Source organism: Blastomonas sp. RAC04, from assembly GCF_001713435.1.
GTDB classification, from domain to species: Bacteria; Pseudomonadota; Alphaproteobacteria; order Sphingomonadales; family Sphingomonadaceae; genus Blastomonas; species Blastomonas fulva.
Genome location: NZ_CP016460.1, coordinates 2,642,513 through 2,666,352, shown reverse-complemented (window position 1 = coordinate 2,666,352; position 23,840 = coordinate 2,642,513). Strand labels below are relative to the sequence as shown.

23 protein-coding genes and 1 pseudogene are annotated in these 23,840 nt (G+C 63.0%); 12 read left to right on the top strand and 12 right to left on the bottom strand.

Annotated features, from left to right (window positions below):
• Nucleotides 1-358 precede the first annotated feature (358 nt).
• From BSY18_RS13445 to BSY18_RS13435, 3 genes are read left to right on the top strand one after another with little or no spacing between them, the layout of a single operon-like run.
• Nucleotides 359-1,078, top strand: a complete 720-nt coding sequence (locus BSY18_RS13445) for an ABC transporter ATP-binding protein (RefSeq protein ID WP_069050864.1) — start codon at nucleotides 359-361, stop codon at nucleotides 1,076-1,078.
• The gene (locus BSY18_RS13440; RefSeq protein ID WP_069050863.1) at nucleotides 1,071-3,611 is read left to right on the top strand and encodes an FtsX-like permease family protein; all 2,541 of its coding nucleotides are present in this window, start codon (nucleotides 1,071-1,073) and stop codon (nucleotides 3,609-3,611) included. Before BSY18_RS13445 ends, BSY18_RS13440 begins: the two co-directional genes overlap by 8 nt.
• Nucleotides 3,608-4,684 carry a lipocalin-like domain-containing protein gene (locus BSY18_RS13435; RefSeq protein ID WP_069050862.1) on the top strand — a complete coding sequence of 359 codons (1,077 nt, stop codon included), beginning with the start codon at nucleotides 3,608-3,610 and terminating at the stop codon, nucleotides 4,682-4,684. Before BSY18_RS13440 ends, BSY18_RS13435 begins: the two co-directional genes overlap by 4 nt.
• A gap of 5 nt (nucleotides 4,685-4,689) precedes the next feature.
• Here the strand turns inward: BSY18_RS13435 and BSY18_RS13430 are convergent, their stop codons facing one another.
• The 4 genes from BSY18_RS13430 to BSY18_RS13415 form a co-directional block, all read right to left on the bottom strand.
• Nucleotides 4,690-5,352: an alpha/beta hydrolase gene (locus tag BSY18_RS13430; protein WP_257785048.1), complete on the bottom strand. Its 663-nt coding sequence runs from the start codon at nucleotides 5,350-5,352 to the stop codon at nucleotides 4,690-4,692.
• A gap of 323 nt (nucleotides 5,353-5,675) precedes the next feature.
• The gene (locus BSY18_RS13425) at nucleotides 5,676-6,617 is read right to left on the bottom strand and encodes a sensor domain-containing diguanylate cyclase (RefSeq protein ID WP_069050861.1); all 942 of its coding nucleotides are present in this window, start codon (nucleotides 6,615-6,617) and stop codon (nucleotides 5,676-5,678) included.
• A 261-nt stretch (nucleotides 6,618-6,878) separates the two neighbouring features.
• The gene (locus tag BSY18_RS13420) at nucleotides 6,879-7,832 is read right to left on the bottom strand and encodes a hypothetical protein (protein WP_069050860.1); all 954 of its coding nucleotides are present in this window, start codon (nucleotides 7,830-7,832) and stop codon (nucleotides 6,879-6,881) included.
• Between the two features lie 97 nt (nucleotides 7,833-7,929).
• Nucleotides 7,930-9,162 (bottom strand): S8 family serine peptidase, encoded by a 1,233-nt coding sequence (locus BSY18_RS13415; RefSeq protein ID WP_171900237.1) that lies wholly within the window; start codon nucleotides 9,160-9,162, stop codon nucleotides 7,930-7,932.
• A gap of 13 nt (nucleotides 9,163-9,175) precedes the next feature.
• Between BSY18_RS13415 and BSY18_RS21565 the strand changes: the two genes are divergently transcribed.
• From BSY18_RS21565 to BSY18_RS13400, 4 genes are all read left to right on the top strand, one after another.
• The gene (locus BSY18_RS21565) at nucleotides 9,176-9,304 is read left to right on the top strand and encodes a hypothetical protein (RefSeq protein ID WP_257785047.1); all 129 of its coding nucleotides are present in this window, start codon (nucleotides 9,176-9,178) and stop codon (nucleotides 9,302-9,304) included.
• 57 nt (nucleotides 9,305-9,361) lie between these two features.
• Nucleotides 9,362-9,850 carry an RNA polymerase sigma factor gene (locus BSY18_RS13410; RefSeq protein ID WP_054135592.1) on the top strand — a complete coding sequence of 163 codons (489 nt, stop codon included), beginning with the start codon at nucleotides 9,362-9,364 and terminating at the stop codon, nucleotides 9,848-9,850.
• A complete protein-coding gene (locus BSY18_RS13405) occupies nucleotides 9,847-10,578 on the top strand; it encodes an anti-sigma factor family protein (protein WP_069050858.1) in 732 nt (243 codons plus the stop codon). The genes BSY18_RS13410 and BSY18_RS13405 overlap by 4 nt, the downstream gene beginning before the upstream one ends.
• 80 nt (nucleotides 10,579-10,658) lie before the next feature.
• Nucleotides 10,659-11,000: a hypothetical protein gene (locus tag BSY18_RS13400; RefSeq protein WP_069050857.1), complete on the top strand. Its 342-nt coding sequence runs from the start codon at nucleotides 10,659-10,661 to the stop codon at nucleotides 10,998-11,000.
• Nucleotides 11,001-11,307: 307 nt separating this feature from the next.
• Here the strand turns inward: BSY18_RS13400 and BSY18_RS13395 are convergent.
• Nucleotides 11,308-11,987: pseudogene (locus tag BSY18_RS13395) on the bottom strand (integrase core domain-containing protein); the annotation flags it as partial.
• Between the two features lie 389 nt (nucleotides 11,988-12,376).
• Nucleotides 12,377-13,663, bottom strand: a complete 1,287-nt coding sequence (locus tag BSY18_RS13385; RefSeq protein ID WP_083231455.1) for a cytochrome P450 — start codon at nucleotides 13,661-13,663, stop codon at nucleotides 12,377-12,379.
• A gap of 221 nt (nucleotides 13,664-13,884) precedes the next feature.
• Here BSY18_RS13385 and BSY18_RS13380 point away from each other — a divergent pair, with 221 nt between their 5' ends.
• The 3 genes from BSY18_RS13380 to BSY18_RS13370 are packed head-to-tail and all read left to right on the top strand — an operon-like array spanning nucleotide 13,885 to nucleotide 16,499.
• A complete protein-coding gene (locus tag BSY18_RS13380) occupies nucleotides 13,885-15,105 on the top strand; it encodes a cytochrome P450 (protein ID WP_054135551.1) in 1,221 nt (406 codons plus the stop codon).
• A gap of 4 nt (nucleotides 15,106-15,109) precedes the next feature.
• Nucleotides 15,110-15,679, top strand: a complete 570-nt coding sequence (locus BSY18_RS13375; protein ID WP_054135550.1) for a malonic semialdehyde reductase — start codon at nucleotides 15,110-15,112, stop codon at nucleotides 15,677-15,679.
• Nucleotides 15,680-15,695: 16 nt separating this feature from the next.
• The gene (locus BSY18_RS13370) at nucleotides 15,696-16,499 is read left to right on the top strand and encodes a dienelactone hydrolase family protein (RefSeq protein WP_054135549.1); all 804 of its coding nucleotides are present in this window, start codon (nucleotides 15,696-15,698) and stop codon (nucleotides 16,497-16,499) included.
• Here the strand turns inward: BSY18_RS13370 and BSY18_RS13365 are convergent.
• From BSY18_RS13365 to BSY18_RS13340, 6 genes are read right to left on the bottom strand one after another with little or no spacing between them, the layout of a single operon-like run.
• Complete coding sequence (locus tag BSY18_RS13365; protein WP_054135548.1) at nucleotides 16,496-17,722, bottom strand: acyl-CoA dehydrogenase; 1,227 nt, start codon at nucleotides 17,720-17,722, stop codon at nucleotides 16,496-16,498. The genes BSY18_RS13370 and BSY18_RS13365 overlap by 4 nt on opposite strands.
• Nucleotides 17,715-18,368: a TetR/AcrR family transcriptional regulator gene (locus tag BSY18_RS13360; protein ID WP_054135547.1), complete on the bottom strand. Its 654-nt coding sequence runs from the start codon at nucleotides 18,366-18,368 to the stop codon at nucleotides 17,715-17,717. Before BSY18_RS13360 ends, BSY18_RS13365 begins: the two co-directional genes overlap by 8 nt.
• Entirely contained in the window at nucleotides 18,365-19,180 is an 816-nt protein-coding gene (locus tag BSY18_RS13355) for an SDR family NAD(P)-dependent oxidoreductase (RefSeq protein ID WP_054135546.1), read from the bottom strand. Before BSY18_RS13355 ends, BSY18_RS13360 begins: the two co-directional genes overlap by 4 nt.
• On the bottom strand, nucleotides 19,177-20,343 hold the full coding sequence (locus tag BSY18_RS13350) for an NAD(P)/FAD-dependent oxidoreductase (protein WP_054135545.1): 1,167 nt from the start codon (nucleotides 20,341-20,343) through the stop codon (nucleotides 19,177-19,179). Before BSY18_RS13350 ends, BSY18_RS13355 begins: the two co-directional genes overlap by 4 nt.
• 5 nt (nucleotides 20,344-20,348) lie before the next feature.
• Nucleotides 20,349-20,927 carry an aromatic-ring-hydroxylating dioxygenase subunit beta gene (locus BSY18_RS13345; protein ID WP_054135544.1) on the bottom strand — a complete coding sequence of 193 codons (579 nt, stop codon included), beginning with the start codon at nucleotides 20,925-20,927 and terminating at the stop codon, nucleotides 20,349-20,351.
• Nucleotides 20,928-20,948: 21 nt separating this feature from the next.
• Nucleotides 20,949-22,337: an aromatic ring-hydroxylating dioxygenase subunit alpha gene (locus tag BSY18_RS13340; protein WP_054135543.1), complete on the bottom strand. Its 1,389-nt coding sequence runs from the start codon at nucleotides 22,335-22,337 to the stop codon at nucleotides 20,949-20,951.
• 109 nt (nucleotides 22,338-22,446) lie between these two features.
• On the opposite strand from BSY18_RS13340, the gene BSY18_RS13335 reads away from it, so the two are divergent.
• Together BSY18_RS13335 and BSY18_RS13330 are read left to right on the top strand one after the other, a co-directional pair.
• On the top strand, nucleotides 22,447-22,659 hold the full coding sequence (locus BSY18_RS13335; RefSeq protein ID WP_054135542.1) for a ferredoxin: 213 nt from the start codon (nucleotides 22,447-22,449) through the stop codon (nucleotides 22,657-22,659).
• 88 nt (nucleotides 22,660-22,747) lie between these two features.
• Entirely contained in the window at nucleotides 22,748-23,827 is a 1,080-nt protein-coding gene (locus BSY18_RS13330; protein WP_054135541.1) for an oxidoreductase, read from the top strand.
• Nucleotides 23,828-23,840: the final 13 nt, after the last annotated feature.

Genomic DNA, 23,840 nt, shown 5'->3' with positions numbered 1-23,840 from the left:
TTCCCGATTGAAAAACAGGGGCCGACAAGCCGTTCAGAAATGTCTGATTTGTGTCCTCATGATGCCCTTATCGTTCCTCCGTACAGGAGCATGATAACTGCAACAGGTAGCAAGATAGGCTACAGGCCTTGATGGTGAACAAGAAATACTGGCGGCCCGGCGATAGATCAAACCTATCGAAACGCTCAATGGCGGCTGGCATTGCCGATACCCGGCAGCGAGGTTGGCGCAGGTTTTGGTCAGTAAGCGGCCTTGAACTGGCTGAGGCCGCACCGCGCGGCATGATCTGCAAAACGTGCTCAGAAAGGCAATCTAGCCAGGGCACGGGTTTGATGCCAAAAGGCGGTCCGAGACGGCCATGCGCTATCATGCGCTCCAGCCCGACAGAGCCGAAAGACCAACGTTGACCCCACAACTCGAATTGCGCGGGCTCACCAAAAGCGTTCCTGGCGGTCGCGTTCTGTTTCGCAATCTCTCGTTGAGCGTTGCGGCGGGGGAACTTGTCGCCATCATCGGCGAGTCAGGGTCGGGCAAGTCGACATTGCTCAACATCGCTGCGGGGCTTGATGTTCATGATGAAGGCCAGATCCTGATTGGCGGCGAAGACTTGGGCCTGCTCGATGATCGCGGGCTGACCGATTTGCGCCGCCGCCGGATCGGCTTTGTGTTTCAGGCTTTTCATATCCTCCCATATTTGACCCTGCGCCGAAACGTCGCGCTGCCGCTCGCCTTGGCGGCGTGTGACAAAAGCGAGATCACAGCGCGCGCGGATGCGATGCTTCACATGGTAGGTTTCGGCAGCCGGGGCGATGACTATGCGCGCGATCTTTCTGGCGGGGAACTGCAACGCATTGCGATTGCGCGGGCGCTGATCCATCGACCGGCATTGATCCTGGCCGATGAGCCGACGGGAAACCTTGATAGCAAAACGGCCGCGCGCATTTTGCAGCTGTTTGCGGATTCGACGCGGAATTCGGGATCGGCAGGTTTGTTGGTCACGCACTCGGCCGCGGCAGCAGCCATCGCCGACCGGACGCTCGTCTTGACTGAGAATGGGCTGGCCCCCGCCAATGTCTAGCAATTCGATCCGGGCGCTTGCCTGGCTGATCACAGGCGAGGCGCGGCAGCATCCCGGGCGGATCGCGATTGCCGTGATCGCCATTGCCATCGGGGTCGCGCTGGGGTTTGCGGTGCATCTGATTAACGGATCGGCACTCGCGGCATTTGGTCAGGCGGTGAACACGGTCAACGGTGCCGCGGACCTGAAAATCGAGGCGGCAAGCCGTCTTGGCTTTGACGAAGCGCTTTATGCCAAGGTTTTGCAGGTTGAAGGGGTCGCCGATGCCAGCCCGGTCGTCGTGCTCAGGGCAGGGGTTGCGCGCGGCGAGCCTTTCACATTGCTCGGGCTGGATATCATCCGCGCGGCCGAGGTGACGCCCAGCCTGATCGGTGCGCCCGCCAGCGGCCCCGGTGGCGGAAAACAGGGCGGCGGGGGTGATGATGTGTTTGCCAGCGACGCGCTGTTCCTGTCGCAAGCTGCGCTGATCGCTGGAAAGTTGCGCATCGGTGACCGTGTGACGATCAATGCCAATGGGCAGGTGCAGCGGATGACCGTGCGCGGCCTGCTGCCGGCCATTGCCGAGGGGCGACGCGTCGGCATGATGGACATTGCCGCCGCGCAGTGGCTGTTCGGGCGGCTGGGCAGGATCGACCGGATCGACCTCAAATTGACCTCCGATGTGCAGGCAGGCGACGTCCGTTCGCGGCTGATGCCCCTGATCCCGGCAGATGCGATCGTCAGCGACCAGGATGACGACGCCCAACAGAGCGATGGTCTTTCGCGCGCCTATCGCGTCAACCTGACGATGCTGGCGCTGGTCGCGCTGTTTACCGGCACATTCCTCGTCTATTCGACACAATCGCTTTCGGTCACCCGGCGCCTGCAAAGTTTCGCGTTGCTCCGCACGATCGGGATGCAACGCGGCGGGATTGTTGCATTGGTGACAATCGAAGGCGCGCTGGCCGGGCTGATCGGCGCTACATTTGGCCTGCTGATAGGCTTTGGTCTGGCTGCTGGCGCGCTCGATATCCTAGGCGGAGATCTTGGCAGCGGGATTTTCGACGGTGCGCCGCCTGCGCTCATCCTTGCGCCTTTGGCAGCTGCCGGGTTTTTTGCCCTGGGGGTTGCGGCGGCGGTCGGGGGCAGCCTGATTCCGGCATTGCGCGGCGCACGTGCCGCCCCCGCCGTCGCACTCAAGAATGCCGGGGATAGCATCGACCCGCGTGATCATTTGGCCGGCGGGTTGCCGCTCACACTGCTGGTTGCCGGGATAGGGGCCGCGTTGCTGCCTGCGGTGGGACGGCTGCCGCTCTTCGGCTACCTTTCGGTTGCGCTTTTGCTGGCCGCCGGGATCACGGCGATGCCATGGCTTGCGCGTGCGCTGCTTGCTCCGCTAGCCCGTGCATTGCACCGCAATGTGCCGACGGATCTGGCGATCCAGCATCTTCACGGGGCACCGAGCGCCGCCGCAACCGCTTTGTGCGGGATCGTGGCAAGTACGGCGCTGATGATCGCGATGGCGGTCATGGTGACCAGTTTTCGCGGCGCGGTCGACCAATGGCTTGGCGACATTCTGTCGGGCGATCTGTATGTCCGGTCGGAGCCGGGCTGGGGCGGATTTGATTCCGCATCGCAAGCGCGGATGGCTGCGATCCCTGGCATCGCTTCCATCGCGTTCAGCCGGCAAGTGCCCATCGTCCTCGATCCGAGCGAGCCTCCGATGAGCCTGATCGCACGTCCGGTCGGCACCGACGGTGCGGCGCTGGAATTGCTGGGGGAGGAAGTCATGCCGCCGCCTGGCACCACCGCGGTCTGGCTCTCCGAACCTGCGGCGCGTATCCTGGCGGCCGAACCCGGGGATGCGATCCGTTTGCCGATTGGCACCGGCGCCCGCTTTGCCGTGGCGGGCATCTGGCGCGACTATTCGAGGCAGCAAGGCGCGGTGGTGATCGATTCCAGCGATTACGATCGGCTTACGGGTGACAAAGTCCGCGACGATGCCATGGTGCTGATGGAACCCGGCGCGGATATAAAGGTTGTGCAGCGGGCCATAAGGGCTGCAGCCCCGCCGCCCTTGAAGTCGCGTCTGACAATGGCTGAACCTGCAAGCCTGCGCACCCTGGCGCTTTCGATTTTCGATCGCAGCTTTGCGATTACCTATGTGCTTGAGGCGATTGCGGTCATCGTCGGATTGGCCGGCGTTGCGACCACCGCTTCGGCGCAGGCCAGTGCCCGGACCCGCGAGTTTGGCATGCTGCGCCATATTGGCGTCGGGCGCGGACAGATTGTCGCGATGCTCGGGATCGAGGGCGCCTTGCTGGGCGCGGTCGGCGGCCTGGTCGGCGTGACACTGGGCGTCGCGATCAGCCAGGTGCTGATCCATGTCATCAATCCCCAATCGTTCAACTGGACGATGACGACGCGGCTGCCGGTGACGCTGATGCTGTCGGTCATCACGGCGTTGATTGTATCCTCGGCGATCACGGCAATGCTTGCCGGGCGACGCGCCGCATCGATGGATGCGGTTCGCGCGGTGAGGGCCGACTGGTGATCCGCGCAGCATCGCTCAGTCTGGCAGCCCTCGCGCTGACCACTGCCAGTGTCGCGCAGACACCGGGATTGTCTTATCCTGATGTCACGCCGGGCCGTGCCTTTTCCTTTCCAGCCGATCACGGCGCGCATCCGGATTTCCGCACGGAATGGTGGTATGTGACGGGGACAGTCAAAACCTCCAAAGGCAAGGATTTGGGGTTCCAGATCACGTTCTTTCGCACGCGGCCGCGGGTCGATCCCGGCAACCCCAGCAAGTTTGCGCCGAGACAGGTGCTCTTTGCCCACGCTGCCGTTTCGGATCCAGCCATCGGCAAACTCCTGCATGATCAGCGCGCGGCGCGTGGCGGGTTCGGCATTGCCGAAGCCAAGGTTGGTGACGCCGATGTTCGCATCAAGGATTGGCGATTGGCCCGGTTGGCCGATGGTCGCTTTTCGGCGCGGATCGTCGCGCGCGGGTTTGCGCTGAAGCTGACATTCACGCCCACGCAGCGACCGATCCTGCAGGGCGCAGGCGGCTACAGCCGCAAGGGGCCCGAGCCTCAATCTGCCAGCTATTATTATTCGCTGCCGCAGTTGGAGACGACAGGAACGATCACGCGCGGCTCATCGACCGAGACCGTCAGGGGGCGCAGTTGGCTCGACCGGGAATGGTCGTCGCGCTACCTGGGCGGAGCGGCGGTCGGCTGGGACTGGACGGGGCTAAACTTCGACGATGGGGCAGCGCTGATGGCGTTCCGTATCCGGGGCAAAGATGGCCGCAGCATCTGGGCGGGTGGTACATTCCGCCGCACGAACGGAACAGCGGTGACCCTCAAGCCGGGCGATATCACCTTCACGCCAACGCGGACGTGGCGATCGAAGCGGACAGGAGCAACCTATCCGGTGGCGCAGATTTTGACGATCAAGCTGCCTGAGGGCCAGAAGCGCCTGACGCTCGCGCCCATGTTCGCAGACCAGGAACTCGATGCGCGTTCGAGCGGTCTGCCGGTCTATTGGGAGGGGCTGGTCCGCACCGAAGGTGGCCGGGGCTATCTTGAGCTGACGGGATATGCCACTCCGTTGGTCATGTAAGGCGCTCAGGACGACCGATCAAAGGCGTCACGGACAAAATCCCGGCCCAGTCGCAGACCGACAGGATCGACGCTGTGCGCTACACCGTAGGAGACGTGCGTCGTGACTGCGACGCCAAGCCGCTTGAGCTCGCTTTCTGCCATATGCAGCGCCGCAATCGGTACGACCGGATCGGCGGTCCCATGCACCAGCAGCACCGGCGGCTTCGCGAAGTCGGAGTGCGCAAGCCCTGCCGTTGCGGTCAGCATCCCCGAATAGCCGACCACGGCAGCGACCGCGCTTGGTCGGCGCAGCGCGATATGCAGTGCCATCATCGTGCCCTGGCTGAACCCGACCAAGGCCAGGTCCGCCTCGGTCAGTTCATACTCGGCCAGCTTGCGGTCGATGAAGGCGTCGATGGCGGGAGCGGCCGATGCTGCGCCAGCCGCCAATGCCGACGGCGCGAACCCCGACAACCCCCACCACTGGTACCCCGCCCCCATCATTCCGCAGCGCTGGGGGGCGTGCGGCGCAAGGAACAATGTATCGGGAAGCGCATCCTGCCATTGGGGCGCGAGCGAAATCATGTCCGTGCCGCTCGAACCATAGCCGTGAAGCAGCAGCACGATGTTCCTGGGCCGAGTTCCGGTCCGTGGTTTCAGGCTGGCGCCATTGACGATTTTCGACACTGAATATTCTTTCGTGCTTGTGAAGGGGTCGCCTGTCGATGGCTGTTATTCTGCCTCGAGCGACCAAACCCGAACGTCCTGACAGGTCGAAACGCAAGGCCCATTGGGACGCTACAGCCGGGCGGCCTTGGTGCAAAGGGTTTGGCGCGCTTGATCAAGGTGGCAGTATTCGTTTTCGGATCGAAATTCCAGCTGGTCAGCCAATGATCAGCGGCGGTCGGCCCGCAAGTCGGCTGGTGGATGCCGGAAAAACCGGCTGTCGGTCTGTTTGTCTCGCGCTGGTGCTACGTGACGATGGACTTCGCACAACCGGCACGCGCCCCCTAGCGCTCGACCAGCGACACGGCTGCCCTGCAGCAATTTCGCCCCTCGGCCTTGGCTGAATAAAGCGCCCGGTCAGCCGAGCTCAGCAACGCCTGCGGCATTCCGATAGAGCCGCCATGGCTGGCGCGCGCGGTTGCCGACCCGATACTGACCGTCAGCACCTGACCGCTCGAGCCTGCATGACGGATCTGCAGATCCTCGACCGCCTGTCTGGCGCGCTCGGCCACGATCGTGGCGGCCTGTGCATCCGCTTCGGGCAGGATGATGGCCAGTTCCTCGCCGCCATATCGGGCGACGGTGTCTCCGGGGCGCTGCACCACCGATACCAGTGCGTTGGCGACGCTGCGCAGGCAATCGTCACCGACCTGATGGCCGAAAGCGTCGTTGAATGTCTTGAACCCGTCGATATCGGCGAGCAGAAGAGACATCTGCGATCGCGCGCGCGCCGTGCGCTTCCACTCCATCAGCAGCGTCTCGTCGAACGAGCGCCGGTTGGCCAGCCCCGTCAGCCCGTCCTTCAGCGCCATGGTGCGCAGCGTATCTTCCAGCGCCTTGCGCTCGGAAACATCGCGCATGATCACCGCCCGGTTGCCCGGGGCGCCGGTTTCGGTCTGGTCCATCAGCCGCGATGCGACTTCAACCCAGATCAGGCCGCCATCGCCCTTGATGACGCGCACTGTCACGACGCTGTCGTCCGCCTTGCCAGAGACCACCTGGTGAGTCGCCTGCGCGATCAGCGTGAGGTCTTCCTCCAGCACGAACTCGGCAATGTGATGCCCGATGATCTGGGTGGTCGGACGGTTGAACAGCCGTTCGGCAGACGGTGAAATATAGCTGAAGGTCATGTCGGGGCGAACCTGCGCGATCACGTCGCGCGAGTATTTCGCGATCAGCTGGAGGATCGTTTGTTCAGGACTGATAGGCGGTGCGCGAGATGTCATGTTGGTTTTCCGGCCGCATGTGCCCCCCATGCAGTGAACAATGGGCTTCAGCCCCTAACGCGCCATTAACTTGCACGTCACCAAAGCCGCAGGCGTGCGCCACGCGGTGGTGACACTGCATGCTGGCCCGCATGCAAGCGCCAGGCCTTCTGGCGTATGGCGGGCGATGTGCGCGTCTTGCGCTGGTACCCCGGCAGGGGCGATGCCGCAACCGGGCAGGGTTAGTACCCCCTGACCGGCTGCGGCGTATGGACCCGCAGGTCATTCGGGGCCTGGCTCGGCCTGGGCTTCGCCCGGCCGGGCATCTTTTGCCGCTGCCTTGAGCTGCCCTGAGGACATGGCCGTGACCAGCACATCGCCGTTGCCGCTCAACTGGCTCGCGGGCACCGGGACGATGCGGTCACCGATCTCGACCATCACCATGTCCGCAGTGCCATTGGCTCCGGTCCGCACACTCTGCACAAATCCTATGGCACGGCCCTTTGCGTTCGTCACCGGCATCCCGGCGAGCGTTGCAGGCCCGGTTTCGCCCGAACCGGTCAATGCCCCGCTGCCATTGGCCGAGCCACCCGCGCTGCCTGCGATCGCGCCTGCGTTGCCCGCGAGCGAACCACCGGCATTGCCTGCAAGACCGGCAACCGCTCCGATCTGGCCGGTAGCGCCACCTGCGGCGGCCTGCGCGAGGCCAAGTTGCTGCACTGCACTCTGGCGGGCACCGGCAACGGTATTGCGCGCCGAGCCAGCGCCGCTGCGCGCGATTTCGCCCGCCCGGTCGGTTCCGATCAGCGTCGCCTCGGCGCCGCCATTGGCGCTGCCCGCGCCCGACCCGCCGACCGCGCCGGCGATGCCGTTGCCCAGCAGTCCGCCAGTGCCTGCAAGATTGCCCGATCCGCTGGCGCTGCCACCGCCATCGGCGGCTACGCGGCCGCTGCGGGCATCGACTTGCCGGCGCGCGCGCGCTTCGCCGCGGGCCTCGCCGCTGGCGTTGCCGGTTGCATCGACCGAGCGGCGGGTGCGTTCCACGCTCGCGTCCAGATCACGGGTCGGCCGCTCGATCGTGCCGCCCAGGGTGCCGCCCAGCGTTCTACCGAGCGAACCGCCCAAGCCTCCGCCCAGGCCGCCACCGCCCAGGCCGCCGCTGCCCAGCAACTGCGCCTGAGCTGGAGCGGCCATGAGAATCGCTGCAACGCAGCCCATCTTCAGAACATGCTTCATCGTTGATCTCCTTCGCTTGCCGGATGCGCCGGAACGGCATCCGCTGGAGAGACAACGAGGCGGCTCGGGTAATCCATCCCCGGCCGGGAGGAATTTGTCAGCGGCCGCAATCGCCACAGACCAGGCCATGGCCATAGACCGGGTCGCGGCCCTTGCGCCCCAGATCGCGCGCCTGGCCTATCAGGCCGCGCACGGCGGTCTCGATTCGGCCGGGGGCAGGGGCGGGGTACAGCTGCGCCAGCCTGCCTGCGACCAGCGGCGCGGCAAAGGACGTGCCGCGCACCGTGACGCTCTTACCTCCCCCTGCGGCGGGCGCCAGGCTGCGCCCTGGTGCTGCGAAGGCGACATGCTTTCCCCGTCCCGCCTCGGGCAACACCCGGCCGGAGGTATCCACACCGGTCACCGCGAGCACACCGAACTGTGCTGCCGGAAAGGCTGGCGGCGCCGCCGGGCCATCATTGCCGACGGCTGCGACGATCAGCGCACCCTTGGCCTGGGCCCGCGCGATCGCTGCATGGACCAGCGCGTTGTCCGGTCCGACCAGGCTGATGTTGATCACGGCGGCCTGCTGCCCGCTGAGCCATCCCAGCGCGCGTGCGATTGCCGAGGCGGTGCCGCCCGTGGCATCGGTGCCATAGACATCGGCAGCATAGAGCGCGCTGCCCGAACCCGCCGCGCCCAGCGCCAGCGCCGCCACCGCGGTGCCATGGTCGCCCGCGCGGGGCGCGCCGGTGGCAAAGCCCTTCTGCACGACCCGTGTGCTGAGGCCGGGGAGTGGGCCCACGCCGCTGTCGATCAGGCCGATCCGCGCGCCGCCGGGCCCGCCTGTCTGCGCAGCGGCCAGCGCGCCGAGAGATGCTGCGGGCGGAAGACCGCCACTGGGGAAATAGAGGTTGTCCGCTGCTATCTCGGCTGCGGGCATCAGCGCGGCCAGCTGGCGCTGCGCCTTGCCGAGCGGCAGTCCTTCGGGAAGCGCGAAGCGGACAAAGGTCAGGTCGAGCTCCGCGATGACCTCTTCGTCGATGATGCGGTACCCTGCCGCAATCGCTCTGGCCCGGTCGGCGCCCGCCACCCCCGTCGCCAGCAGCACGCCGCGCAGGGCAGGCGCGCGCACCGCGTCGAACTCGACCCGATCGCGATGGGTGCGGACAAAACCGGTCAGGCGATCAAGCCTTGCCGAGCGCAGTTGCCGCGCCACCGCATCGGGCGACAGCCGATCGAGGTCGAGAGTGTCGAGCAGGGGCCGTGCAAGCCCGTCGATCCCGCCGCGCGGCGTGGGCAGCGAAGGCAGCCCGATCTGGGGCATCGCCGCCGCCGGAAGGGCGACCATTGCCACCCCCGCCATGACCCTGCATATTTTTGCCATCATGCTGCTGCGTCCCTGCCAGAGGCCATCCCTCCGCCTTGTCCTTGCACGAATTTTTCGTGGTCCGGGGATGAAACGCATCAACCGGGACGTTTCATCCGCATGAACCACAAAAAATGGCTGACCCGATGCGGCATGGCAACCGCCGATGTGGAGCGCGAGAATGGCATTTGAGCAAGATCTGGTTGCCCTGCTGCCGCGGTTGCGACGCTTTGCGCGGGGGCTTGCCGGTCATCACGCCGATGCCGACGACCTCTGCCAGGCGGCGGTCGAGCGTGCTTTGGTCGCACGTCAGCAATGGCAGCCGGGAACACGATTGGATAGCTGGATGTACCGCATCACCCGAAATCTCTGGATCGATCGCCATCGCGCGAATGCACGGCGCGGCCCTACTGCCAATATCGATGACGATGCCGTGCAGATCGCGGATGACGGCCATCGGCGGATGGAAGCGCAACTGGAACTGGGCGATATCGATCGCGCCATGGCCAGGCTGCCGCCCGAACAGCGCGAGGCGGTCGTCCTGGTGCTCGTCGAGGGCTACAGCTACCGCGAAGCCGCCGACATCGCCTCGGTTCCAGTCGGAACTCTGACCTCGCGCCTGGGGCGCGGGCGCGAGGCTCTGGCCAATATGCTCGGAGAAGCCGCATGACCTTCGATCACGATATCATCATGGCCTATGTCGATGGCGAGCTCGATCTGGTCACCAGCCGCCGCATCGAGCGCGCAGCAGAGCAGGACCAGGCGCTGGCGGCGATGATCGCGCAGCAGCGAGCGCTCAAGACCAGGCTGAAGGCGCATTTCGACCCGGCGCTCGATGAACCTCTTCCCGAGCGGCTGACCCGGCCGCTGGAGGTCGCCGCCATTCCAGTGTCCGATGCCCGGCGCCGGTTCGGCTGGCCGACCTTCGCCGCGATGGCCGCGAGCCTTGCGCTGGGGCTGGTGATCGGCCCGCGCCTTCTGGCCCCCGACACGGCACTCGAGACGGCAACCGGCGCTGGGCCGGTCGGGGTCCGGGGCGAGATGCTGGTTGCGCAAGGCGGACTAGCTGACGCGCTGGATCGCCAGCTCGCATCGGCCCAGCCTGCGTCAACCGATATCCGCATCGGCCTCACCTTCCGCGACAGGCAGGGCGCGGTCTGCCGCAGCTTCGACAGCGCCGCCATTGCCGGGATCGCCTGCCGCCAGGATGATCGCTGGGCGCTGCGCCAGGCGGTGGCCGGTTCCGCGCAATCCACCTATCGCCAGGCGGGTGCGAGCGATCTGCTCGCAGCGGTCGATGCGATGCGCGCGGGCGATGTCGCCGATGCGGCAACCGAGCGCGCCTGGCAGGCGGGTGGCTGGGTGGCGCCTCGTCCGGGCCGGCCGGGCCGCCGCTGATAATTCTCCGGCAGCGGGATGAAACGCGGCGCGCGCGTCGTTGTCCCTTCGGAACGTCAACGCCAATGAGGAGAAGTTCGATGAAGTTGCTTGCCGTCGCTGTTTGCCTGGTTTCGCTCGGGGTTCCTGCGCTGGCCACCGCACAATATTCCACCGGCCCCGAGTTCCCGTTGCCGGCCATACGCAGCGAACCGATCTCGGAGGTCTTCAACGCGCAGTGGTTCAACTATCTTGCCAACGTCAACGAGGCAGACAAGGAGCTCAACCACGACCTGCGCCGCGCCAGCGACCGCGAGGACATCGCCGATGCGTGGGAGGAATATGCCGTCGAACTGGTCGATGCGGACAAGGACTATGTCAAGGCAATGCGCAAGCGCGGCTACCGCGTCGGCCGCGTCTCGTTGCTCGCCAGCCGCAACTGAGCGCCGCCCCGCTGCGATGTGATCGCCACGTTGCAGCGGGTGTCTTTGCTGACGAGAAGGAGCCATTGGCGGAGACGGAGGGATACACATTAATTAAAGTAAAGAACTGAAAATAAAGATATTATATCTATCTTGATTGTAAGTTTTCCCACAAATTTTCCCACACTTCCTGATTCAAGGATGCTGCGTTTGCGGATATGAGTGACGGCGAGGTTCTCTCCGGCTCCCTCGTGTGCCTGGCGATCTGCCCCCCGCTGATCCCACAGTCATAACAAGAGTCTGCCGGTTTGATATTCGTGCTCGCACGCCGGCGAGCTTGTGCGGGCGTGCGGTTCCCCAGGGATAAGTGTGGCCTGACGTTGTTGTGGTCGTAGCGCCAGACCGCCAGCTTTCGCTGGGCATCGGCAAGTCTGTCGGACAGCTCCTCGTTGAGCAGCTCGTCGCGCAGTGAACCGTTGAACGATTTAATGAACGCATTCTGCTGCGGCTTGCCTGGATCGATGCAGTGCCACTCGACCCGGTTCTCGCTCGCCTACCTCAGAATTGCCCGGCTCGTAAACTCCGTCCAATCGTGCTGATGATGCAAGCCGGTTTGCCATAGAGCAGCACCAGCGTGTCCAGCTCCCGGGCAACCCGAGCGCCAGAGATGCTGGTGGCGCCTAGCAAGCACAGTTTCTCACGGCAGGCGTCATCGTTGATCGCCAGGATGCGCAGCCTACGTGACTTGCCGAAGCTGTCTGCCACAAAGTCCATCTACCAGCGATCGTTCGGACGCACCGGCACAGGCATCGGCGTCCGACTGCCGCGTGCCCGCTTGCGACTGCGCCGTCGCCGCACCGACAAGCCCTCTTCGCGATAGAGTCGTTAGAGCTTCTTAGGGTTTATCACGTGGACCTTGCGTTCGAGTATGACGGCGACACGTCGGGGACCGAAGCGGCGGCGCTGAGCGGCAATCTCGCGCATCTCCCCGCGAATCTTGGCATGGTCACCGCATGCTGCTTCTCCGGGAGGAACCTCGGATCGCCGGGGGTGACCAACTCATAGTCACGCGAGTCAGCGAAGCTAGATGCATCGCCTCCCTCAGCGAGGGTGAGCACAGCGGCATGTATGTCAGCGAGCGCGAGCGATACAGCTCGCCAATGAGAATTGGATCTGATCCGCGGATCACCATACCGGCCAGCGGTTCGGCAGTGCCGCAACCAAAGGCCTTACAGAAGGCCTCACTCGGTCACTCGCACACCCGGATCAAAATCTTCTTACACCGCGGGTGGCAACTATAGAGGTCCTTAGCCTAACTGCAAAAAAGCCGAAAAGACAAGCGTGGGCCTTACCAGACGGCAGGCGTTGCCCTGCCTTCCATCTTGCTCTTCCTGACATCACGCGTCCCAAAGGACATGGATGGCGTCCGGTCCGCGCAGGTTGAGGCCCCTAATTTCAGGATGTGGAAACGCCGGATCAAATCGCAGATTTGGGAGGTCCAGCATCGCATCAAGGGCGACCTCCATCTCGGCCTGTGCCATGTGCATTCCCATACACATGTGCGGGCCGAAACCAAAACTCAGCAACGGCCGCATCGGACGCTTGAGCCACAGTCGGTCAGGGGCTTCATACACTTGCGGATCGCGGTTGGCGGCGGTGATTGCCAGAAGCACGGCGGTTCCCTTGGGGATAGTGATGCCGTCAATCTCCATGTCCCGCGCGGCAATCCGCCCCAAGGCGCCCGCCGTAGGATCACGGCGCATTGTTTCGGTCACAGCCTTTGCGATCAACGTGCGATCCTGTCGCACCTCTTCGAGTACATCCGGATTTTCGAGCAGTTGCACCATCATGTTGGCAAAGCTGCGCGTCGTCGTCTCACCCGCAGCAAGCAGCAGCATGCGGATATAGGCGGTGATCTCTTCGTCGGTGAACATCTGGCCCTCATGCTGCGTCTGCATCATGTAGCCCAATATGTCTTCGCGCATCTCGCCGCGGGCGCGATAGGCCTGCACCACGGGCAGCAATGTGTCGTACATGGACTGTCCCGCAACCATCGACTGCGGCACCGTGATCTTTGCAAGCTCTGGGTCGGACTGCGGCGCTGCCACTACCTGGATTGCCCAGCTGGCAAGGTTGGCGAGCAGATCCTTGTCATCTGGAAAGCCGAAATAGGCATAGATCGCGCGGATCGGGAACGGCAGCGCGAATTCGCGCAACAGATCGGCCTTGCCGTTGGGGCGCAATCGGTTGACGAAATCGTTCATCACCACCGGACGGATCAAAGTATCGATGAGCTTGCGGATCTGCGGGCGCATGAACGGCTTTTGCAGGGTTGAGCGGAATGCGCCATGCTCGCTTCCGTCCATCGCGGTGAGCAGCATGTTGTCGACTGCTGCGCCGAACCCGTCCCCGACGATGTAGCTCTGCCAGTCAGCAGGGTTCATCAGTACCGCGTGAATGTCCTTGTAGCGGAACAGGCTGACGATGGGCCTGCCGGTCATCATGTAATCGGCCATGCTCGGCACCTGGTGCTGCTGCAGGATATCGCCGTGCATCACCGGGCAGGTAGACCGCTTTTCGGCGAGCATGGGATAGGGGTTGTTCGGAGCCTTGCCGGCATAGCCGTTGGTCACCAGCGAATAATCGGCGACCATCTGGTCGAGCGGGTCTAGCTTTACGGTCATGCTGTGGCTTTCTGGTTGGGACAGATGGCAAGCCTGTTTCAGACGGTTTTGCCCGACCGAAAACCTGTCGTGCGGTATGGCCGGGCAGGAACGCGAATGGACAGTTGCCGGAGGTAGGCGCCGCAATACATTGTTGTCGCTCACCTATCCTTTAGCAGGTCCGCGCGCCACCTTAGCTGCCAAGACGGCAATAGGACAAATCGACAACAGACGAGGTTTTTATGCTGGGTGTACAGGTAACCGAGGCTCCGCCGCATGTGCCTGCCGATCTGGTGCGCGACTATCCGATAAAGATGGGCGGATTGGTCGAGGAAAACCCCTTCGATCGCATGATTCCCGAAATTCACCGCACAATGCCGCCGATCTTCTATGCGCTCGATGCCTATCCGGGCGGAACGCCGGCCTGGATCGTGCGACGGGTCAAGGACCTGCAGGCGATCTATTACGATACCGAAAGCTTCTCCAACAAGGATTTTGCGCCCTTTGCGCTGCTGGTGGGTGAAAGCTGGAGCTCGCTGCCGGCCGAAACCGACCCGCCCATGCACGGGTTGTACCGCAAATGGGTGAACCCGCTGTTTTCGCCCAAGGAGATGAACAAGCTGGACCGCAAGATCCGTGACTATGCGCGCGACTATTGCACCGCGATCAAGGCCAGGGGGTCCTGCGAATTCATGGGTGAGTTTGCATTCGAGTTTCCGATCAAGGTGTTCCTTGAACTGATGGGGCTGCCGCAGGAGATGACGGCGGAGTTTCTCGAATGGGAAATGGGGCTGCTCCACACCAACGACCTGGCGGTCATCGCAGCCAGCACGCGCAAGGTGGTCGATTATCTGCGGGGCGAGATCGCTGATCGCAAGGCCAATCCGCGCGACGACCTGATCAGCTACGGCGTGACGATGCCGATCGATGGGAGGCCGCTGACCGATGACGAACTGGTCGGGTTCACCTTCAACTTGTTTATCGGCGGCATGGATACCGTCTCGACCAACATGGCGTGGCAGTTCCGTCATCTGGCCACCCACCCTGAAGACCAGGCAATGCTGCGCGCCAAGCCGGCGATGATCCCCGATGCGATCGAGGAGATGATGCGCGCGTATCCGGCGGTCACAACCTTCCGCACCTGCAGCCGCGAAGTGACGATCGGCGGGGTGACTTTCCAGCCGGGGGACAAGATCGCGATGCCGACCAGCCTGGCGGGGCGCGATCCGGAAGAATATCCCGATGCCGACAAGGTCATACTGGGCCGCAAGTCTCGCTATCTCAGCTTTGGCTATGGGCCGCACCTGTGCGTCGGCATGCATCTGGCGCGCCGGGAAATGCGGATCGCGCTGGAGGAGTTCCTGGCTGCGATCCCGCCCTTCCGCATCCAGGATGGGTGCACCGTCAAGACGCATACCGGGGGGATTTTGCAGCCGGAGACACTGCCGCTGGCTTGGGATTGACGGCATGGACTTGGCGGCGTTGTTCGGCTCGGCGCGCACTTTCAACGCCTATCAGGAACGCCCGGTGCCCGAGCCACTGCTGCACCAACTGTATGATCAGCTGAAATGGGGGCCCACGGCTGCCAACAGCTGCCCGGCGCGTTTCGTCTTCGTGACCTCGGAGCAGGCAAGGGCGCGGCTTCTCGCCTGCGTCAATGCCGGCAATATCGCCAAGGTCGAATCTGCACCCGTTACCGTGATCATTGCCGCCGACACCCGCTTTTTCGACCAGATGCTCACGCTCTTTCCGTCGCGCGATTTCAAGTCGGTGTTCGAAGGGAAAGACGCGGTTATCGCTGATCTTCTGGCGCGCAACGTGCCGCTGCAGGGCGCGTACATGATCATCGCCGCGCGCGCGCTCGGGCTCGACTGCGGGCCGATGTCTGGGTTCGATGCCACTGCGCTCAACGCAGAATTCTTCCCCGATGGGCTCTGGCAGGCCAATTTCATTTGCACTTTGGGCTATGGCCGTAAAGACAGTGTATATCCGCGCAATCCACGGCTGCCCTTCGACGAGGCATGCCGCATCCTTTGATTGAAGAGGTGTCTGCATGGCGAGTTTAGACCCGGGCCGGCGCGATCCCCTCGATGATTTCGAAATCCGTCAGATTACGCTGATGGGCAGGACCAAGCGGGTCTACGTCGCCGGCACTGGTCCCGCGGTCATTGTGATGACCGAAATTCCGGGGATCAGCCCGTATGTGGCGCGCTTTGCCCGCTGGGTGCGTGATGCCGGCTTTACCGTGTATATGCCCTCGCTGTTCGGCGAGGACGGCGTGCTGCCGGGCAGCGGCAAGGCGATGCTCACATTGGCCCGCGTCTGCATCAGCCGCGAGTTCAGGGCGTTTGCCAGCAACGACACCAGCCCCGTCGTGCAGTGGCTGAGGGCGTTGGCGGCGCAGGCGCATGGCGAATGCGGCGGCAAGGGAGCAGGCGCGATCGGCATGTGCTTTACCGGCAATTTCGCGCTGTCGATGATGCTCGAAAAGGCGATGCTCGCGCCGGTCATGTCGCAGCCATCGCTGCCGCTCAACAACCCGGCCGGTATGGCGATCGACCCTGCAGACCTCGCGGCGGTCAAGGCGCGGATGGAGGCGGAAGACCTGACCGTGCTCGGTTATCGCTTCGACGGCGACAGCTTCTGCCGCGCCGAGCGGTTTGCCGCGTTCCAAAATGCGCTGGGCGATCGCTTCATTGGCAAAGTGCTGCCCGATTCAGCGGCCAACCCCAATGCCCCGCTCAAGACGCCGCACAGCGTCGTCACCCTGCACCTGATCGATGAGGCTGGACAGCCCACCGTTCAGGCACGGGATGAGATACTCGCGTTTTTCCGGCACCGGCTGATGCCCGATTAGAAGGCTCCCGGTGGCGAGATCATGTCGCCGCCGGCAATGTTGCGTCCGTATATTTCATAGCCGATGGTCGGGATGTTCTGGATGTGGCGCAGCCCCATCGAGACGTCCTTCCAGTAGCGGCTGATCGGCTTTTCAGTCGAGAATGCGGACGATCCCGCCTGGAACATCAGCGATTCCGAGGCGCCGTGCACCAAGGTGATCATCTGTGCACACTGCGCGCGGTGGCGGGCCTTGTCCGCCAGGGTAAGTTCCATCTCGCCGCGCGCGACATTGTCGAGCTCGCCGACCAGGTGGAACAGGATCAGCTTGGCGGTATCCAGCTTGGCAGCCGCTTCACCGAGATCGCGCATATACGAGCCAGAACCAGTGCGTGGGCCGATCGTCGTGGTCAGCACGGGCTTTTTCGATTCGCCGGTGACGATCTCGAGCATCGCTTCGACCGCGCCGATCAACTGGGCGATGCCAGTGGTGCGGACCACCGGAACAACGGGAAGAAGATCGGTTGGCGCACCAAAGTTGCGCTTGGTGCGATCGATCTGGCCGGCGCGCTCATCCATTAGCACCATCTGGGCGTCGGGGATGAAGACATCGGTGGCGATGCTGGTGTCCGACCCGGTGCCCTGCATGCCGGTGACATACCAGCTGTCCTTGATCGTGAGGTCCTTGAAGGGAATGTAGCACATGCTGATCCCGGGGACGACGGGGCCTTCATATCCTTCGAGCACGACACCCTGCTGGGCCCAGACCGACTGGCGTGAGCCGGAGGTATATGGCCAGGCCCCGTTGATGATCCAGCCACCATCGACCTTGCGGGCCTTGCCCGGGGGGTTGTAAGCGCCGCAAACCGTGGTCGGGCCGTTGGCAAAAACGATATCCTGCACGCTGTCTGGAGCAAGGCTCGTCACCCAGCTGGTCCCGTTGATGATCTGCACCACCCAGCTGATCGCGGGGTCACCCTTGGCGATCTCGATCTGCATGCGGCAAAAATCGGTGAGAGAGAGGCCGACGCCGCCCAGCCGCTTGGGCAGCAGGGCATAGAGGATCTTGTTATCGAACAGCGCTTTCTCGACCAGCTTGGTGGGAGAACGCTGCATCTCGCCGTCTTTGGCCTGCTCCATCAACAGCGGCCGCAGTTCCTTGGCCTTGGCCACCATGGCATCTGCAGTAGCCTTATCGGCAAACGTGGAGAACTCTTCGGTCTTGATCATTGCTAGACTAGCCATTGTTGCTTCCTTTCCGTGCCGAGTTTTGGGCGTATGTCGCGGCAATCCTGAGTGCCCATTTTTCGATGTTTTCTGCGGTGTCATCCCACAGGCGGTTCCATTCCGGACTGGCCGGTACCAGCAGCGTGCTCAATTGGCTTCGCACCAGCGTCTCGACGATGGCATCCCGGTTGATCGCTTCGTCCAGCAGCCCGTCGAGATAGTCGAAGCTAGGTTCGAGCGCATCGAGCACCGCCTGTTTGTAGCGGGTGAAGCGGCTGCGAAAAAACGACAGGTGGAAGGCGGGCTCGACCTCGAACACCCGATCGGGCGAATTCTCGTTGGTATAGCGACCATAGAACCGCATCACCGCCTTGAAACGCTCCATCGGGTCGTCGATGCCAGCTCCTGCTTCGCGGATCCCTGTCTCGAAGCCGACGCAGACATATTCCGCCACCGCGACAAGGACCTCGTCCTTGTTAGAAAAGTAGCGATACACGGTTCCGCGCGAAACTCCGCTGGCATCGATGATGTCGCTCATCGACAGGCGTTTGACGCCGCGGCTGGCAATCGCATCGAGCGCCCCGCTCATGATGCGGATCACGCTGGGTGACAGCTCCACCTCGGGGGCGGGCTCGGGCTCGATCTCGGTGGCGATCAGCCTCATGCTGCGCTTCCTTCGAGTTCTTCCAGGTTATGCGGGACGCTGACATAGCCGGGAAGGTTCTGTCCGCCATCGACGTTGATCATCTCGCCGGTAACGAAACGCGCCATGTCCGATGCCAGGAACACCACGACCGGGCCGATATCCTTTTCGGGATCGCCGGCGCGCTTGAGCGGATTGGAGGCGACGACAGTTTCCATGAAGCCGGGGACCTCGTCGACCAGCTTGGCAAACACCTGCCCCAGGCCAGTCGGCGCAATCGCGTTCACCCTGATATTGTACCGACCCCATTCCACCGCCGCGCTGCGGGTCAGCCCCACAATGCCCAGCTTGTTTATGTTGTAATCGCTGTGCAGCCAGGCGCCGGTCTGCGCGTCGATCGAACTGAAATTGATGACGGAGCCTCCTCCACGCGCCTTCATGTGCGGGAATGCCGCCTGCATCGCCCACCAGTTGCCCCATATGCCGATCTCCAGTGTACGGCGCAGCATCTCGTCGGTCTTATGTTCCAGCAATACGCCTGCCGAGAGCAGCGAGGCATTGTTGACCAGAATGTCGAGACCGCCGAAGGTATCGACCGCCTGCTGCACCATTCCAACCACGTCTTCCTTGACGCCGGAATCCGCAGCGATGCCGATGGCCTTTGTGCCAAAGTCCCGCTCGATCTCCGTCGCAACCTTGGCGGTTGCAGCACCATCTCGCCCGCTGATCAACAGCGATGCACCCTCCTTCGCAAGGGCTCGCGAGATGCCGTGGCCCAGACCCTTGGCGCCGCCGGTAACGATGGCAACCTTGCCTTCGAGCAAACCGCTCATGCGAACTCTCCCACCCTTTGATCCATTTGCGTGCGTTGACCGCATTTGTTCCCTGTCAGCACGTAGCCATGCTCTCTTCCCGCCGCGTCGACGTAGACATGGCAACTGCCTTCCGCATCGTCTTCCAGAAGCGTCCAGACCCCTTCGACGGATAAGGGAGGCGGCAGCAGATTGATCGGCAACAACGTTGTCTTGACCTGCACCGAAAGTGGCGGGAACCGGATGCTGGTGGGCGTGCCAAGCGCAGTCGCGGCAATCGCCCGCGCAGCGGCCATGATGGGCATGACATACGCCGACAGGCCATGCTGGTATTGAGCGCAATCGCCCAATGCAAAGATGTGTGGATCGCTGGTGCGGCCGCAATCATCGACCTTGATGCCAGCGCCGGTGTCCAGTCCGGCCTCGCGGGCCAGCGCGATGTCAGGGGCAAGCCCGACCGCCGACAGCACCAGATCGACTGCGATCTGCGTTCCATCATCCAACGTCACGCTATAACCGGGGCCGGGCTGGCGGTAATCGATCGCCACCACCTTGCGGCCAAGATGCCAGGTCACGCCCGCCGCCACCAGCCGGTCGCGCACCTGCTGCCCGACGGCTGGAGGCACCAGCCTGCCAAGCGGCATTGCCAACATATCGACGACAACCGGGGTGAAGCCGCTGGTAGCGAGGTCATTGGCGAACTCTGTTCCGACCAGGCCCGCGCCCATGACCAGAACGGTCCCGCCGTCAGGCAATTCCTTGCGGAACCGCTCGTAATGGCCGAGCTGGTTGACGCAGATCGCGCGATGGGCAGCATCGCCTGCAATCTGCGGGCGGATCGGCACGGCTCCTGTCGCCAGGATCAGCGCGTCATAGGGAATGGGGCCGCCGGTGGTGCACAACGCCTTGCCGGCCCGGTCGATCGCTTCCGCTTCGCGTCCGATGCGCCCATCAAGCTTTAGTTGCGCGATCATCTTTTCGGCAGGGGATGTCACCAGCGTTTCCGCTGTCTTGCCCTTGGCCAGCGCTGTCGACAGGGCCGGCTTGGAATAAAAATGCCCGTCCTCCAGCGTCACCATCGTCAGCCTGGCTTCAGGCGAGAGCTTGCGCAGTTCGCGCAGTACCCCGAACCCGGCCAGTCCGCTTCCGACGACGACAACATGAGGGGCGCTTGCTGCGGACATGATCGTTAGAGGAACACCGCAAAGTTCGACATGCCCAGCACCGACTGGTCGACGATGATCTCGCGCCGGGCGAGCTTGTAGGCACCATCGACCTCACGCCACACATCCCGACGTTCCGCAGTCATCCGTTCGTTCTCCGGATTGTCGCCACGGCTGCGTTCGAGGAACAGATAGCTGACAACCTCGTATTCGCCTGCGGTCTCGCATTCACCAACGCGCACGTTGGTGACGAACCGGCGGCAACGCGATGGCGGATCTTCTGCCCAGGCGCTTTTCTGCAGGCGGCCGGTCCGCATCAGGATCGATCCGTAGTCCTCATGGAAATGGTACATGGTGCGCATGACATCGCGGTCACGGTTGGGGCCGGTACGGGTCAGGCGGATCGGTGCGGTGTAGACAAGGTCGTGCTCCAGCATCGCGACCCAGTCGTCGAAACGCCGTTCGTCGAGCGCGGCAGCTTCATCGTACAAAGTCTCGAGCAACCGATTGTAGATCGCCGAGCCGAGCGGAACCCGGGCCCTGGACACCAGCCCACGCAGGATGGTGGTCTGATCGGGAGCGGCAGTGGATCTGGTTGTGGTCATGATCGTGTTTCCCCGTGATGCTCAGGCTTCGCTCATCAGCTTGTGGTAGGCCAGCCACCAGTTCCACTGGGTGTCGTCCTTGGTGAAGCCGGGATAGAGCAGGCCTTCGCCCTTCCAGCCCTCGGGGCGTTCATGGCCGTGCAGGGCCTGGTATTTCAGCGTCATGTGCTTGCTCACGCCACCACGCGCATTGCGCATGATGACAGGCCACACATCGGCATCGTCCTGCTCGATCGTGCCCGATGTGCCGGTCTGCTGGACGGCATTCTGCAGCATGTCGCGCTTCATCTGCTCGGGCGCATCCTTCTCGGCGAAGATGAAGTTGACGAACTCAACCTTGTCGGGACCCTTGGGCACATAGGTGTGCAGAGCCAGTGCGCCCGATGCTCCGCCATCGGTGCGGGGGGCGAAGATAAAGGCCAGCAAGATGTTGGGGAACATGCCGCCAACCTGCGGCGGAATGGTTGCCAGCTGCTCGACCTGATCGGCAGACAGGTTCTTGAACAGCTGCGGGATCATCTCCTTGGTCACACCGGGGGGCGTCAGCAGGTTGAGCCGCTCTTCAACCGATTTGCCCTCGAACGGGACATCGGCAAACATCTTGAACGTCTTTTCCGCCTCGAGGCAGCGCAGCGAGTGGCCCTGTTCGCACGACACATCGACACCATACATCCCGGGTGCCTGATCATAGATCGTCTCGGCGGTGCCGCCCATCACGCCACCTTCCATCAGCGAACGGTGCAGGGTCAGCGTGTGAAAGCCGTCCGATCCGGACTGTTCGCCGGGGATCTTCCAGTTGCATGGAATAACGAAGCGCTGCGGGGGCCCCAGCAGTTCAAGGCCGCTGTCCGTGCGGCAGAACAACTGGTCCAGATAGTATTTCATGTCGCCCAGAAAGTCGTCGAAAGAGGGGCCATCGACATTCCAGGTGGCGAAGATGAGGCCGCCGTAAAGGTGGACACGCGCCTTTTTCAGGTTCAGCGTTGCCTTGTCGACGTTGTTGCCGTGCATCTTCTCCTTCTCGATCGGCGCGCCGATGAAGTCGCCATTGGGCTTGAACGCCCAGCCATGGTAGATGCACTGGTGGACATGCTTGTTGCCCGCCTCACCCAAGCAGACCCGCATCCCGCGGTGCGGGCAGACGTTGAGCGATACGTTGACATTGCCCTCGCGGTCACGCGCCACGATGACATTGTCTTCCGCCATGTCGCGCACGACAAAATCGCCGGCCTTCGGAATTTCGCTCTCATGGCCCAGCAACAGCCAGGTCTTTGCGAAAACCCGCTCCATCTCATGTTCGTAGAGCTCTTTGTCGGTCATCACCCGCAGCGACACCTCGTTGGTATCGCGCTTGATCAGATCATCCAGCGTCGTGCCGTCCTGAAGGACCAGGCTCGTTTTCTGCAGCATGATGCATCCTCTCTGGTTCAGTTTTTTCGTTGAGTCGGGTTATACATATTGAATGAAATGTGTTCAAGCTGTAAGTTGTGTTCCAACAAAACAGATCGAGGAGGTGGATATGTCAGGAGAGGTTACGCTGAAGGTTGTCATCAACAAGCCAGCCTGTTGCGGCTATGGTGTCTGCGCAGACATATGCCCCGAGGTGTTCAAGCTGGACGAAAACGGCATCGTGTTTGTCGAGAGCGATCTGGTCCCGCCCGAGCTGGAGGAAACAGCGCGCGAAGCCGCCGATGCCTGTCCGCAAAGCGCGCTGGCTCTGGTTGCCGCCTGAAGACACGCCATCGCTCCTGCCTTGCGGAAGGTTTGTGCGGCGCTGGCTGCGGTATCTCTCCCCAGAATGTCGAGGGACGGATGATACGATGCGCAACGATTTGGCTCCGCTGTTTTCGCCCTTCGCTTGTGGTCCGCTAGTCCTCGCTAACCGCTTCGTGATGTCGCCGATGACCCGGCAATTTTCGCCAGGCGGGGTGCCGGGTGAAAATGTTGCGGCTTATTATGCACGCCGTGCAGCGGCTGGCGTTGGTCTGATCATCACCGAAGGCGTGGGTGTCGATCACCCAGCAGCGATCGGTCATGGTTCGATGGGTGAGCACGATATCCCCGTGTTGCACGGCCATGGCGCGTTGAGCGGCTGGCGAAGAGTCGTGGACGGTGTGCACGCAGTCGGCGGCAAGATCATGCCACAGCTCTGGCACATGGGCGGTATCCGGCAGGAAGGTACGCCGCCACACCCGCAAGCGCCCTCGCTGGACCCCTATAACGTGACCGACGAGGATATCGTCGCCGTGATTGCGGCGTTTGCGCGCAGTGCCGCCAACGCCAAGGCTGTGGGTTTCGATGGCGTCGCACTGCATGGCGCCCACGGCTATCTCATCGACAGTTTCCTGTGGGCAGCCACCAATACGTGTAACGATGCCTGGGGCGGTGACATTCTGCGCCGCACGCGGTTTGCGACCGAGGTCGTCCAGGCGGTGCGCACCGCAGTCGGTCCCGGCTTCCCCATCGTGTTCCGGCTCTCGCAATGGAAGCTGCAGGACTATGAGGCGAGGCTGGCCGAAACACCCGAACAGCTCGCAGTTATCACGGATTCGCTGTCAGAAGCCGGGGTGGATATCTTCGATGTCAGCACCCGTGTGTTTTCAACGCCCGCATTCGCCGGATCGGAGATGGGTCTGGCTGGCTGGGTCCGCAGGCTTTCGGGCAAGGCGGTGATCACGGTGGGCGGAATCGGGTTCGACAGGGAGCTTGCCGCAAGCTTTGCGCAGCCGACGTTAGCCATCGACAACCTGGATGAAGTCGTCCGCCGTTTCACAGCCGGGGAGTTCGATCTGGTGGCACTCGGCCGGGCGCTGCTGATGGATGCCGAATGGGTGAACAAGGCAAGGGAGGGAAAGCCGTTCGCGCCGTTCGATCTGTCGGCCTATGCGCGGCTGGACTGACTGGCGTTTGGGC